The organism is Candidatus Cryosericum hinesii, assembly GCF_003570985.1.
Lineage (GTDB): Bacteria > Caldisericota > Caldisericia > Cryosericales > Cryosericaceae > Cryosericum > Cryosericum hinesii.
In genome coordinates, this window is record NZ_QXIW01000037.1 from 3590 (window position 1) to 16864 (window position 13275).

At 55.9% G+C, this 13275-nt stretch carries 10 protein-coding genes; 1 reads left to right on the forward strand and 9 read right to left on the reverse strand.

What is annotated here, in order from left to right; genetic code table 11:
• Positions 1-145 precede the first annotated feature (145 nt).
• The 8 genes from SMC3_RS09035 to SMC3_RS09070 form a co-directional block, all read right to left on the reverse strand.
• On the reverse strand, positions 146-1618 hold the full coding sequence (locus SMC3_RS09035) for an RNB domain-containing ribonuclease (protein ID WP_119087657.1): 1473 nt from the start codon (positions 1616-1618) through the stop codon (positions 146-148).
• 249 nt (positions 1619-1867) lie between these two features.
• Positions 1868-3391 (reverse strand): sugar ABC transporter ATP-binding protein, encoded by a 1524-nt coding sequence (locus SMC3_RS09040; RefSeq protein ID WP_119087659.1) that lies wholly within the window; start codon positions 3389-3391, stop codon positions 1868-1870.
• Positions 3392-3402: 11 nt separating this feature from the next.
• Entirely contained in the window at positions 3403-4362 is a 960-nt protein-coding gene (locus SMC3_RS09045; protein WP_119090082.1) for an ABC transporter permease, read from the reverse strand.
• Between the two features lie 160 nt (positions 4363-4522).
• Positions 4523-5542 (reverse strand): sugar-binding protein, encoded by a 1020-nt coding sequence (locus SMC3_RS09050; RefSeq protein ID WP_207799742.1) that lies wholly within the window; start codon positions 5540-5542, stop codon positions 4523-4525.
• Between the two features lie 245 nt (positions 5543-5787).
• Entirely contained in the window at positions 5788-6591 is an 804-nt protein-coding gene (locus SMC3_RS09055) for a class II aldolase/adducin family protein (protein ID WP_119087660.1), read from the reverse strand.
• The gene (gene araA / locus SMC3_RS09060) at positions 6591-8090 is read right to left on the reverse strand and encodes an L-arabinose isomerase (RefSeq protein WP_119090083.1); all 1500 of its coding nucleotides are present in this window, start codon (positions 8088-8090) and stop codon (positions 6591-6593) included. Before araA ends, SMC3_RS09055 begins: the two co-directional genes overlap by 1 nt.
• Positions 8087-9787: a ribulokinase gene (locus tag SMC3_RS09065; RefSeq protein WP_119086740.1), complete on the reverse strand. Its 1701-nt coding sequence runs from the start codon at positions 9785-9787 to the stop codon at positions 8087-8089. The genes araA and SMC3_RS09065 overlap by 4 nt, the downstream gene beginning before the upstream one ends.
• Complete coding sequence (locus SMC3_RS09070) at positions 9784-10800, reverse strand: LacI family DNA-binding transcriptional regulator (RefSeq protein ID WP_119086741.1); 1017 nt, start codon at positions 10798-10800, stop codon at positions 9784-9786. Before SMC3_RS09070 ends, SMC3_RS09065 begins: the two co-directional genes overlap by 4 nt.
• Positions 10801-11034: 234 nt before the next feature.
• On the opposite strand from SMC3_RS09070, the gene SMC3_RS09075 reads away from it, so the two are divergent.
• Positions 11035-12306: a PTS ascorbate transporter subunit IIC gene (locus tag SMC3_RS09075; protein ID WP_119086742.1), complete on the forward strand. Its 1272-nt coding sequence runs from the start codon at positions 11035-11037 to the stop codon at positions 12304-12306.
• Position 12307: 1 nt separating this feature from the next.
• Here SMC3_RS09075 and SMC3_RS09080 read toward each other — a convergent pair.
• Positions 12308-13275 (reverse strand): DNA glycosylase AlkZ-like family protein (locus SMC3_RS09080; protein ID WP_119090084.1); only part of this gene is annotated, 968 nt, incomplete at its 5' end.

The following is a 13275-nucleotide window of genomic DNA, read 5'->3' on the forward strand; positions in this document are numbered from 1 at the left end:
CCAGTCCCCGGCGGCGTGGGGGCGGTCACGTCCTCGGTGCTTGCCGAGCATGTGGTGCGCGCGGCCAACTCGTTGAACGGCTTGAGCTGATCAGGGAAGCAGGCGAAGCAGCCCCTTTCGGCTGCTTCGCCTGTGACTCGACCTCCTAGTGATTCACTCTCTTGAGATCGATGAATCCCTTGTCGACGTCTACCGAGAGGAGCTGGACCCGCGTGTGCTGGCCGACATCCAGTCCTTCGAAGCCTTTGACCACCCTGCCTTCAACCGGCACGCTGAGCAGCCGTGCCCACGTTCCCTTGTCGGCAGCGCCAGTGACGATGGCGTCGAACTGTTCTCCGATCCGGGATTCGAGGAGGAGTGCCGCGGCGGACTTTTCGACCTGCCGTTCGACCTTCTTGGCGGCGTCTTCCTGATCCGTACAGTGCTTCGCAAGGGCTGTCAGGTCGTCCATGCTGTATGGCACAGGCTTGTTCGCGATCGCCGCTTTCGCCAGGCGCTGGGTGATGAGGTCCGGATACCGGCGATTGGGGGCAGTGGAATGCGTGTAGTCCCGGACAGCAAGGCCGAAGTGGCCCTCGGCGTTTGCTCCTGGAAGTTCTGCGTCGTATTCACCGGGCCCCAGGAGCTTGATGATCGTGAGGGACAGGTCGGGGAACGTCACCGGATCAGCTGCCTTCGCGCTGGTCAGGAAGTCCTCGAGTGCTTTCGAATCAGGAGCGGCGGGAAGCTTGGATCCATGCTCGGTGGCTATTTCGACGATGCGGTCCCAGCGCTTTGGTGTATGCACGACGCGGCGGATCGAGGGAAACTTGTGAGAGGTGAGAAACCGTACTGTAACACCGTTGGCTGCGATCATGAAGTCCTCGATGAGCTCGGTGGCGCGGTTCTTCTCCTGCACCTGGAGACTGGTGATCGTGTCGCCCTCAAACAGCGGTCTTGCCTCGATGGTCTGCAGACTGAGCGCTCCAAGGACATGGCGGTGACCCTTCAGGAGTTGGGCAGCCTTATCCTGCAGCGACAGATTCTCAGCCAGGCCGGGCACAGCGGCGACCAGTTGTGGCATTGGTCCGGTTTTCTCCAGCCATGCTGCTACGCTGTTATACGCCAACTTGGCATGACTGCGGATGATGGCCTCGTACACGTCGGATCCTGTCACGGTACCGTCAGCGGCAACGACCATGTCGACGACGACGACAAGACGGTCCTGGTCCTGGTTTAGCGAGGTGAGGTCGGTAGACAGTTTGTCGGGAAGCATGGGGAACTTCTCGGCAGCGGTGTACACCGACGTGGTGTTGGTGTGTGCGTGGTCGTCGATTGCGGACCCAACCTTGACAAGAGCATCGACATTCGCCACGGCGACAAGAATCCTGATGGTTCCATCCTGTATGGTTTCCGCGACCGTGAGCTGGTCGAGGTCCATGGAGTCGTCGTTGTCGATGGAGCACCACGGCAGGGTCCGGAGGTCATGCGCGGGTGCGTCGCCGGCAAGAGCGGGTTCCTGGATCTTGTCCACTTCGGCCAGTACCTCGGGCGAGAAGTCGGGAAGCAATCCTCGCTCGAGCATCACACGGTGAGCGATGCTTTCTAGAATACTACGGTGTTTGGTTTCGTTTATCATCGCAGGAGCTCCTTTATTCCAGAGTGAGACTCTGCCTGAGTCTTGCTGTCAGTATAGCAACGTCAGCACAAATCGCTTCATGTGCGTTGCATCACAAAGAAAGCATCGTCAACGGAGAGGAGATGGTCCTGATGCTGACATACACAACTCCATCATCCACACGCTCGTGGGATATGGCCGGGTATAAGGCCGGGTATGACAGTCAGGGGGAGAAGACTCTCCTGAACTGACTGTACCCCGCGCTGGACTTTATGCCGTCTCTTTTACGTCGTTCGCCGAACCGGAGAACGCGGCGTTCATGATGGTTTCCTGAGTTGCGTCCTTGCGGTCGAGGATGGTACAGACCTTCCCCTCGCGCATGACGACGACCCGATCGGACAACTCGAGGATCTCGGGAAGTTCAGACGAAATGAATATGATGGAAACGCCCGAATCGGCGAGTTCTGCGATGATCCGGTGTACCTCGCTCTTGGCGTGGACGTCAATACCGCGGGTCGGTTCGTCCAGGATCAGGAGCCTCGGCACCGTCGCAAGCCATTTTGCGATGACAACCTTCTGCTGGTTTCCACCGGAGAGGCCGGAGATCACCTGTTCCCGGTTCGTCAGCTTGATGTCGAGCGATTTGATGTACTTATCGGTGATCTGCCGCTCCTGGGTCCGATTGATGATGCCGAACCAGTTGGTAAGTACCTTGTGGATACTCATCGTCAGGTTGTCACGGACGGTCATGTTAAGTATGAGGGACTGGACTTTTCGGTCTTCGGGAAGGTAGGCGATCCCGTGGGCTACCGCCTCCTCGGGGCTTCTGATCTCGACCGGTTTTCCGTCGAGGAGGATCTCTCCTTTCGTCTTCTTAGCGGCGCCGATGATGAGCCGGGCCGTTTCTGTCCGACCCGCACCGATAAGCCCGGCAAGCCCCACGATCTCACCCTTGTGGACGGCGAAGCTCACATCCTCGACATAAGGAGGACCGGAGAGGTTCTTTGCCTCGAAGACGACCTCGTCGGTGGCCTTTGAGGTCCGCTGGGTATAGAAGTTCGATATCTCCCGGCCGACCATCTTCGTTATGAGCTGCTTCTGGGTCGAGTTCTTCGTCACCAGCTCTCCCATGCTCTCGCCGTCGCGGAGGACGACGATCCGGTCGGTGATCTCAAACACCTCGTCCAGTTTGTGTGAGATGAAGATGACAGAGATGCCCCTGGATTTGAGTTCCGTGATGACGCTGAAGAGCTTGGTGACCTCCCGGTCGCTGAGGGAAGAGGTTGGCTCATCCATGATGAGGAGGCTGGCATTCGTGAGGAGGGCCTTTGCGATCTCAATCATCTGCTGCTGGGCCGTGCTGAGATTTCTCACCTCGATGTCCATGTTGACCGAGACATCGAGGTATTTGAAGACCTCGACCGCCTTCTCCTGCATCATCTTGAGATCGAGGAAGGGCGAGTTCTTCCTGTCTAACTCGCGTCCCAGGAAGAGGTTGTCGAGTGGCTTCAGGTTCGGGCAGTTATTGAGTTCCTGGAAGATGATGGAGATTCCGGCAGCCTGGGCTTGCCGTGTCGTGGCGAAGGATACCTGCTTTCCGCCCCAGGTGATCGTCCCTGAATCTGGCTGGTACACGCCGGTGAGGATCTTCATCAGGGTTGATTTCCCCGCGCCGTTTTCCCCCATGAGACCGACGACCTCACCAGGTTTGACCTCGAAATCGACGTCGTGGAGGGCAAGGACGCCGGGGAACGACTTCGTGATGCTCTTCATTACCAAGGTCTTGTTTTCCATGCTGGATCCGTCTACTTCTTCCGGAAATGGTCGAGTACGGCCGCGAGTACGATGACGACACCGATGATGGCCGTCTGCCAGTAGGACGAGACCCTCATCAGTACGAGGCCGTTGGCGAGGATGCCCATGATGCAGGCACCGATGACGCAGCCGAGCACGCTTCCAGCGCCGCCGGCGAGCGAAGTACCGCCGATGACGGCCGAGGCGATCGCTTGCATCTCCCAGCCGGTCCCCGCGTCCGCCTGGGCAGATTCGAACCGTGCCACCAGGATGATGCCGACGATGCTCGCGGTGAAGGCGGCGATCACGTAGAGGAAGAATTTGATCTTTTTGACGTTGACGCCGGAAAGGAAGGTCGCCGTTTCGTTGCCACCGATGGCGTAGATGCGCCGCCCGAACGAGGTCTTCGTGAGGACCATCTGGGCGATAACGGCAACAACGAGCATGATCCAGACCGGAACAGGAATATGGAGGAAGTCCCCCTGGGCGATGAACAGGATCGACTTGGGGATGTTTGTGATCGGCCAGCCCTTGGTGACAATGAGGATCGTTCCTCGGGCGATCTCCTGGGAACCGAGGGTGACAATGAAGGGGGGGATAAGTACGTACGAAACGAGCCAGCCGTTGAAAATACCGATGAGGACGCCGACGACCATGCCGAACAGGATTGCAAGCCATGGATTGACGCCGGCCACCATCGCGCCAGCCGATGCGACGCCGGCGAGACCCATGGTGGCGCCGACCGACAGGTCGATGCCACCGGTAAGGATGACAAAGAGCTCGCCAATGGCCACGATGGCTACGAGGGCAATCTGGCGGGAAACGAGATAGACGTTGTTTCCGCTCAGCAAGTTCGGAGCCATGATCTGGATGACCGCAATCATGATGAGAAGTGCCAGGAAGATTGCCGACTCGCGCTGTTTGACGATTGCGGAGACCACGGACCAGCCTCTCGCCTGTTTCTTTCCCATAGTAGTTTCTCCTTTTGACTAAAGGGATATACGTCGCGCGAAGGCGGAAAGCATTCGCGTTATGACGCGCGGGCAATCCTCCGCGCACGCGGGTGTTCGTCGTCCCCGCGCGTCAGTCGGTGCACGGGTAACTTCCCGCGCATCGACTGACGCTACCGTACTAGTTGCCGCCAGTAGTTGCCCCGGCGAACTCTTTCTTCATATCGTCCATGTAGGTGGTAACATTGGCTTTTGTGACGATGACCATCCCGGTATCAATGTTCTGGAGGGTCTTGCCTTGCGTTGCAGCGAGGAGATTCTCAACGGAGAGCCAACCCATCTTGTAGGTCTTCTGGACGAGGCAGAATGCGATGGACCCATCTGTGACTCCAGCGAGGGTATCCTTGACATCGTCGAATCCGCCGAGGATAATCTGGCCCTGTTTCAGGCTCCCCTTCGCGACCGCATCCTTGACGGCATTGTTGGCGCCGGCGATTTCCGCGGAAACCGCGAAAATTGCGTTTAACTTCGGATAGGCCTGGATGATCGCTTCTGTCTTGTTCTGGGTGACGCTTAAGTCGCCCTGTTCGTCAACGACGTCGAGGATCTTAATGTCCGGCGCAACCTGGGCCATTGTTTCCTTGAAGCCTTGGGTGCGGAGGTTGAGGTTCGAGGCAGCGAGACCACCCTGGAGGATGATCAGGTTGCCCTTGTTGCCCATAAGCTCGGCCATCTGTTTCGCAGCTGCGGAACCGGCGCTCTTGTTGTCGGTGCCGATGTAGCAGAGTGCTGCGGAGGAAGGAGCCGGTGCGTCAAAGGTGATGACCTTGATACCAGCCTTGGTCGCCTCGGCGATGACCGGCACGAGTCCGGCGTCGTCGTTGGCGGAAATCGCGATGCCGTCGACCTTCTGGGCGATCAGGTCCTCAATAACCTGCACCTGGAGTGGAACCTCGAATTTTTGCGGGACGGCTTCTTCAACCTTGATGCCATATTTGGCGCCGGCATCCACGAAACCCTGGTAGCATGGGATATAGTAAGGATGAACTCCCTTCGGAACCATCACGAACGTCAGCTGCTTGGCGGGGGTGGTGGTGTCAGGAGTGGTGGTGGCAGCCTTCTGTGTGCAGGACGTGAGCATGACCATCGGGATGATCACGGCCATGACAACGAGCAGTACGAGCGCGCTTCGTTTCTTCATCTAACTCTCCTTTGTACATCTCGACCCACCGTCAAAGCTTTCGCTTTGCCAATAGTGTCGGTAATGCCCAGATCTATTAGAGCGTCGACATTCATGACGACCTCTTCCCAGAATTACAGGAAAGAATCAAATATTTCCGCACCTCCTTTTTGCCCCTGATTATTTGTGGTACTTTTCTTGCTGTACCACAAGAGTTTTGTTGCCACGCGACAAAACTCGAAACCAGTCCCTGCAAGCCGCCACGCTTACTTTGAGCTAACAGAGCTGGTCTGGCCATAGTACGCATCTGGTCCATGCTTTCGCTGGTAATGCTTGTTTACGATATAGTCAGGCAGTGGCTTGGCAGACGGGTTGATCTGGAGAGTCAATGCCGCCATCCGGGCAATTTCTTCGAGAACAACCCCATTATATACTGCTTTTGCAGCGCTCGGTCCCCAGGCGAAGGGTCCGTGACCGCCGACAAGAACCATCGAAACCTCGTCCGGGTCGAGAGGAGCGACTATGCCAGAACCCGATATACCGCTTCCCTCAACCGAGCTGTGCGAGTCCACCGTACCGGCCAATCCTTTCCTGAACGTTTCCACAATCAAGTTCCCGGTTTCCAGTTCGTATCCCCGTTCCACCGCTTCTCGAGAGAGATACGGGGTACAGGGAACAGCGATTGGGATATGGTCAGCGTGCGTTGTTCCGAAAAGCGGAATTGACCGGCAAGCTTGTGCCCATGCAACGGCATAGGTTGAATGTGTGTGAATGATACCGCGGACGAGCGCAGCACCATTAACAGCGAATTCACGATAAAGAACTGCATGGGTCGGGGTATCGGAAGACGGATTCAATGTTCCTTCGACAACCTTTCCTTCAAGATCGATAATCACCATGTCTTCCGGCTTGAGGTCGAGATACGGCACCCCAGAAGGTTTTATCGCGAACACCCCCTTCTGAGGATCGAAGGCCGACACATTACCCCACGTGTACAGCGCAAGACCGCGCACAGGTATCTCCCTGTTTGCGGACCAGGCTTCCTCTTTAAGTGAGGCATATCCGGACATTATTTTCTCCAGGCGGCAGCATTCCACCGGAGTTCATTCCGGAAGGAGACTACATTGGTATTCTTGTCGATCACGACACATTCGATACCGACCATCTCGGCCCAGTCCCGGACCATGTCCGTGGTAACAATATTCGAATATGCGGTATGGTGTCCGCCGCCAGCGAGTATCCAGCTTTCGGCCGATACCCGGAGATTCGGTTCAGGTTTCCAGAGCACACGGGCAACGGGAAGCTTCGGGAAGTCCTTCGGGGGCGTAACCACATTGACCTCGTTGAGAACACAGCGGAAACGGCTACCGAAATCCACAACCGAGGCACAGATTGCAGGTCCTGCCTTTCCGGTAAATACGAGCCGGGCAGGATCTTCCTTGTCACCGATTCCGAGCTGGTGCACTTCGAGGTGCGGCTTGCCGGCGGCAATAGTCGGACACACTTCGAGCATGTGGGCTCCAAGGTCCATCTCGTTTCCTTTTTTGAAGTGATATGTGTAGTCTTCCATAAATGAATCCCCGAACCCCTTACCACCAAGACCTGCGGACATTACTTTAAAAGTACGCACCATCGCAGCGGTCTTCCAATCGCCTTCTCCGGCAAAACCGAAACCGTCCGCCATCAGGCGCTGGCAAGCAAGACCGGGAAGCTGCTTCATACCATGTAGATCCTCAAAGTTTGTAGTAAAGGCATTAGACTCCGTGTCTTTGAAAAAAGCGCGCATGGCAATTTCAATCCGTGCCTGTTCCTGGATAGACTTAAACACAAAGTTCTTGTCCTTGCCCCAGACAATTTCATAGTCGGCTTCGTACAGTTTGACCAGCTTGTTGATCTCGGCAGCGGTCACCTTTGTCATATATGCGACTAGATCACCGATTCCATAATACGGCACGGACCAGCCGAGCTGGATCATTGCCTCGACCTTGTCGCCGTCGGTTACCGCAACATCGCGCATGTTGTCACCAAAACGTGCAATTCGCAGATTCTTGCCATCAGCAACAGCACAGCCTGCGCGCATCCAGAGTGCAATTCGCTCGCGGGTTTCAGCGTCACTCCAGTGACCGACAACAACCTTGCGCGGAATATCCATGCGCGCAGTGATAAACCCAAACTCGCGATCCCCGTGTGCGGACTGATTTAAATTCATGAAATCCATATCCATGGTGTCATACGGAATATCGCGGTTGAACTGGGTATTGAACTGGAGGAGTGGTTTTCTATAAGATGAAAGACCGGCGATCCACATCTTGGCAGGAGAGAAGGTATGCATCCAGGCGACAACGCCCGCGCAGGAAGGATCGGCATTTGCCTGCTCGAGTACGGCACGGATATCGTCTGCGGTAGTAAGTGTCGGTTTCCACACGAGCTTGCAGGGTATCTGCTTGTCTGCATTGAATGCTTCTACAATTTTTTTCGAATCGCTGGCGACCTGACGGAGAGTTTCATCCCCATAAAGGTGCTGGCTTCCAGTCAAAAACCAGAATTCATACTGATTCAGGTTGATCATTTTGTTTCTCCCTCAATAAATTGCCCAAGTTTTCGGAATTTTTCGTAGAGCTTGTTGTATATCGCCACACGGGCAGGATTAGGTTTGTGGATCCGCTCGGTACCGGCGGAAAGGGCTTTTTGCGCAGTAAAGATATCGGGATAGAGCCCGGCTGCGGTTGCCGCAAAAACAGCGGCACCGATTGCACAAGACTGGTCTCCGGCTGTTATATGGATATCACGGTTTGTAACGTCAGAAAGAATCTGCATACCAAGTTTGCTCTTTCGGGCCACACCGCCAATTGCCACGACCTTCTGTATTTCAATTCCGCTATCCTCGAAGCATTCGATAATCGAGCGGGCACCGAAGGCAGTTGCCTCGAGCAGAGCCCGCATCATTGCCGGAGCATCGGTTCCGAGATTGATCCCGCTAATAGCGGCGGTCAGGTTCTGGTTCGCGAAGGGAGTCCGGCGGCCGTTCACCCAGTCAAGCGCGAGCACGGAAGATTCTGTCGGCTCGATATGCGAAGCAGCCTCTTCCAGGGCAGGGAGCATTGCTCTTTCAATGTTCTCGATATCAAGATCCTTCGCATCTGGATCGGATGCAACCAGATTCTGTATCGGCCACATCAGTAGATTGCGGAACCAGGCAAAGTAGTCACCGTACGCGGACTGTCCGGCTTCATAACCGATCCAGTCGGCTACAACGGAGCCGTCTACCTGTCCGCAGATTCCGGCGATCAAGTGTTCCTTTTGCCCGACGGCCGGTTTCGGTCCTATGATGACGTCGCAAGTCGAGGTTCCGATACTCTTTACCAGCGTTCCCGGAGCGGCGCCACCGCCGACTGCTCCGATATGCGCATCGTATGCACCGACACAGACAATAACGGATTCGGGAAGCCCGAGTTTCTGTGCCCATTCGGGGGTCAGCGTTCCGGCAGATACATCTGTTGTCCAGGTATCGGTTCCGAGCGAATCGCGGATATCGGAGAGTTTCGGATCAAGCTTGTCGAAAAATTCGCGCGGTGGATATCCACCCCATTCTGCATGCCACATAATTTTGTGACCGGCGGCACAGCGGCTCCGCTTAATTACATCGGGATTTGTTGTTCCTGTCATGACCGCAGTTATCCAGTCACAGTGTTCCATTCCGGTGTAAGCAGCCTTTGCTACCTTCGGGCTCTTGCGGACTGTGTGAAGCAGTTTTGCCCAGAACCATTCCGATGAATATACCCCGCCCATATACTTGGTAAAATCAGTCCCACCCCAGGAACGCGAAACTCGGTTGATTTCGTCAGCTTCCTGGACTGATGTATGGTCCTTCCAGAGGATGAACATGGCATCGGGATCTTCCGCAAAGGCAGGCAAGAGAGAGAGAGGCGTACCGAAACGGTCCGCAAGCACGGGCGTTGACCCTGTGGTGTCGACAGAGATAGCGCTTATTTTGCTGCTGATTGAACCTTTGTCGGTACCGGATCGGGCAGTATCTGCTTCACGGATTGCGCCGGTTACTGCTTCGACGAGACTCTCGGTATAATCGAGCGGATGCTGGCGGAACTGGTTTTCTTTCGGATTGCAGTAGAGACCTTTTTTCCAGCGCGGATAATACGCTACATGCGAACCGGCGACTTTTCCGTCGGCTGCATCAAGTATTACTACTCGTACCGAATCGGTTCCGAAATCGGCGCCAACAACAAAATGCTCGTTAGAGGTAATCATAGTAGGTTCTCCTTGAAATAGATGTCAAATGGCATATCGATTTGCGGTGTCGGTTCTTCTTCAAGCACAATCTTTCTATATAACTGATACAAAGCATGATGACCCTGTTCTTCCGGTCGTTGGGAAATCAGGCAATCAATTTTCCCATTTTCTAAATGCTGCACATTTTCTGTAACAAGATCGTATCCGATGATCGAGATATCTTTTTTTCGGCCCTTTGCATCAATAAAGTCGGCAATCTTGTGACCGATAGAAGAAACGGCGAAGATTCCCTTCAGATCGGGATTTCGGCGCAGCGTATCCTCCAGAATCTGGTAGGTTTCGTCCATGTGAAGCTCGGAACAGACAATATCAAGAACCTTCACACCCGGTCGGGAAGAAAACCATGCATGAAACCCGCGGGCACGTTCATTCAGGTTGAATGCTTCGGTATATGGACGGACTGTCGCATATGGACCATTTGAGCGCGAGACCAGATCCATCATTTTTCCGGCGAGATATCCTCCACGAAAAGGATCCTGTGCAACAGTTGAAACAGGACATGCGCCGGGCAATGGCGAGTCAATTAATGTGTATAATGGCTGGCCTTCCTGCCCCATAAGCAACACAAGGGTTTCTTCCTGCATGACCGGCGCAATAATATATGCACAGCAGTCGGAAGCGGTCATCCTTTCGAATGCACTGACCAGGGAGGCACGATCCGGGCGGACAAAGTCGAATAGCTCGATTTTGAACGAAAAAGCGGAAAGCTCTTCTGCAGCCTTGAGAATACCATCATAGATCAGGTTCCAGTACCCGCTTTCTTTTTCCAGTCCGGGAATCAGCACACCAATCCGGAAAACCCTGTTGCGTTTCAAATGCCGGGCCAGCGGATTCGGTCGATAACCTTCTGCATCTATAATATCCTGTATGCGCTGCCTCGTTTCGGGGGATACTCGGCCGCGCTTATGCAAAACACGATCTACAGTCCCGATCGAAACACCGGCACGCTTGGCTATCTCTATTACAGTCATTCAGTTTGCTCCAATTAGTATGCGTGTACCTACACTCAAATGGTAGTAGAAGAACTATTAGAAGTCAAGAGGCGCGTCGACTTATCCAGAAATGGAGGTGAACTGGCTCCGTAGTTGTTCCTCTCATGAAAGGGCTGGGGTTGCCGAGGGCGACAGGGCCTGTACAATAGAAATCTGTGCCCAGAGGGCTCATTGGTGACAATCTGTAGACGTTGACATGTGGAGGAGACAGGTATGCAGTCAGTATTCACGTTCATCAGGGACTTTTTGGGCACGCCGGCGGTGCTGGTCAGTATGGTCGCACTCGTTGGTCTGGTTGTGCTGCACAAATCGTTCAGTGAAGTGCTGATGGGTACTGTCAAGACAATTGTCGGCTTCCTGATTCTCGGTGTCGGCGCAGCCACAGTCATCGGATCACTGAACTATCTGGGACAGATGCTACAGTTCGGGTTTCAGATTCGAGGCGTCTTGCCCAACAACGAAGCCGTCATCGCGATCGCGCTCAAAATCCTGGGTTCGCAGCCCGGATGGGTGATGATCTTCGGTTTTCTGTTCAATGTTTTTCTGGCGCGTGTGACGAAGTGGAAGTATATCTTTCTCACCGGTCATCATACGCTCTATATGGCTATCCTGCTGGTCGCCGTACTGACGGCCGCCGGCATGGCTGGTGTCTGGGTCACGGTGGTGGGTTCCATTCTTCTGGGTACGGTCATGACGCTAATGCCAGCATTGGCTCAACCGTTCATGCGGGAAGTAATGGGAAGTGACGAGGTCGCCGTGGGCCATTTCGGGTCGCTGTCGTACATCGTAGCTGGATTGCTGGGCAAGTGGTTTGGCGACAGGACTCAGTCGACTGAGGACATCAGGCTGCCCAAAGGGCTCGACTTCCTGCGTGATTCGCTGATCTCCTCGGGACTGGTCATGACGGTCCTCTTCATGGCGGTCACGCTGAAAGTGGGCTCCGCCTATATGCAGAATACGCTGGGGGTCACCCTGCATCCACTGGTCTTTGCGTTTGTCCAGGCGATGACGTTCGCCGCCGGCATGGCCATCATCGTTATCGGCGTCAACATGACACTGGCCGAGATCACGCCCGCCTTCCGGGGCATCGGTGAGAAGATCGTTCCCAACGCCAAACCGGCACTCGATGTTGCTATCACGTTCCCAAAAGCGCCGACGGCGATGATGATCGGGTTCCTGTCGTCACTGGTCGCCGGCGTTCTGTGCATGTTTCTTCTGCAGGCGCTGCACCTGCCGATCATCATCCCGAACCTTGTGCCGCACTTCTTTACCGGTGCGACGGCTGCCATTTTCGGCAATGCGACAGGTGGGCGCAAGGGAGCGATCATAGGTGGATTCGCCAATGGCGTTATCATCAGCATCCTGCCCGCGCTGCTGCTGCCGTTGCTTGGGCCACAGTTGAGCACGCTGAATACGACCTGGAGCGATGCCGATTTCCTCTGGGTCGGCGTCGTGGTCGGAAACATCGCGCGCCTGTTCCACTAAGTCAGTCCTGCCAATTCACCGTTGTGCTGCGCGCTCCTGTCCAGGCGCCCAGACCCTCGAACGCGGCTTCGACCTGTCGCCGGGCGACGACGCCCACGCGCTGGAGGGGCGTGACGGTGACGTGCATGCTGCTCGGCGTCTGCTTCACACGCCAGGTTGCCGCCGCGTGTCCGCGCAGAAGAATGACGGCCTCGATCTGACCTGCCGGGCGGAACACGGCGCCACGGTCTCCACCGTCCAGTACGCGAGACGGATCCTTCCAGGCAAGGAGCAGGGCGTCGAACTTGGGCAGGAGGGTGACAGCTGGAACGTCGGGCAGGGGTTTCTGGAGGACGTCGACGTCTTCTGCCAAGGCCAGCAGGGACGAGTTGCGGCCCTCGACGGCTACCGACACCACCAGCCTGGTCGCCCGGACGACCGTCTCGCGCACCGTTGCGATGGGCAGGCCCGTCCAGTGGGCGAAGTCAGTGAGAGTTGCCGGGGCAAACGTCCGAAGGTAACGGGCCAGTAACTCTTCGAGGGATTTGATGCGCGTGCGTGGACGGAAGCGCAGGTCGGGCAGCCAGTTGTCGCGGCGGGCGAACACGGGCCGCGAGCCCTTGCTGCCGACCATGAGAAGATCTCCCTGATAGGCAAGCCCTTTCACGTCTTCACCCCAGCCTGCCCATGGCACGTCCCGAAGCCGTGGCACAGCTGCATGGAGCGCTGTACGGTCCAGAGGTCCTGCTGTCAGCGCATGCAGGGTGTCCTGCTCGACACGATACCACGCAGCTGTATCCATGTCACACATGCGCAGCATGACGCGCTCGATCGCGAGATGGTACCGTTCGCCGAATGAACCGACCATGAGGGCGAGGTCATCGGCTGCCAGCGCGTGCAGGGTGCCACGCAGACACCACGTCTTGACGAGCGACCGCTCGCGAGCCAGCGCACGGTCGGTCCACGTGTATGGGGCCGATGGGCAGCGTG

Bases quoted from the DNA above. Each gene is read 5' to 3' on its own strand.
- SMC3_RS09035 (WP_119087657.1), bottom strand. From the start codon at position 1,618: ATGATAAACGAAACCAAACACCGTAGTATTCTAGAAAGCATCGCTCAC.
- SMC3_RS09040 (WP_119087659.1), bottom strand. From the start codon at position 3,391: ATGGAAAACAAGACCTTGGTAATGAAGAGCATCACGAAGTCGTTCCCC.
- SMC3_RS09045 (WP_119090082.1), bottom strand. From the start codon at position 4,362: ATGGGAAAGAAACAGGCGAGAGGCTGGTCCGTGGTCTCCGCAATCGTC.
- SMC3_RS09050 (WP_207799742.1), bottom strand. From the start codon at position 5,542: ATGAAGAAACGAAGCGCGCTCGTACTGCTCGTTGTCATGGCCGTGATC.
- SMC3_RS09055 (WP_119087660.1), bottom strand. From the start codon at position 6,591: ATGTCCGGATATGCCTCACTTAAAGAGGAAGCCTGGTCCGCAAACAGG.
- araA (WP_119090083.1), bottom strand. From the start codon at position 8,090: ATGATCAACCTGAATCAGTATGAATTCTGGTTTTTGACTGGAAGCCAG.
- SMC3_RS09065 (WP_119086740.1), bottom strand. From the start codon at position 9,787: ATGATTACCTCTAACGAGCATTTTGTTGTTGGCGCCGATTTCGGAACC.
- SMC3_RS09070 (WP_119086741.1), bottom strand. From the start codon at position 10,800: ATGACTGTAATAGAGATAGCCAAGCGTGCCGGTGTTTCGATCGGGACT.
- SMC3_RS09075 (WP_119086742.1), top strand. From the start codon at position 11,035: ATGCAGTCAGTATTCACGTTCATCAGGGACTTTTTGGGCACGCCGGCG.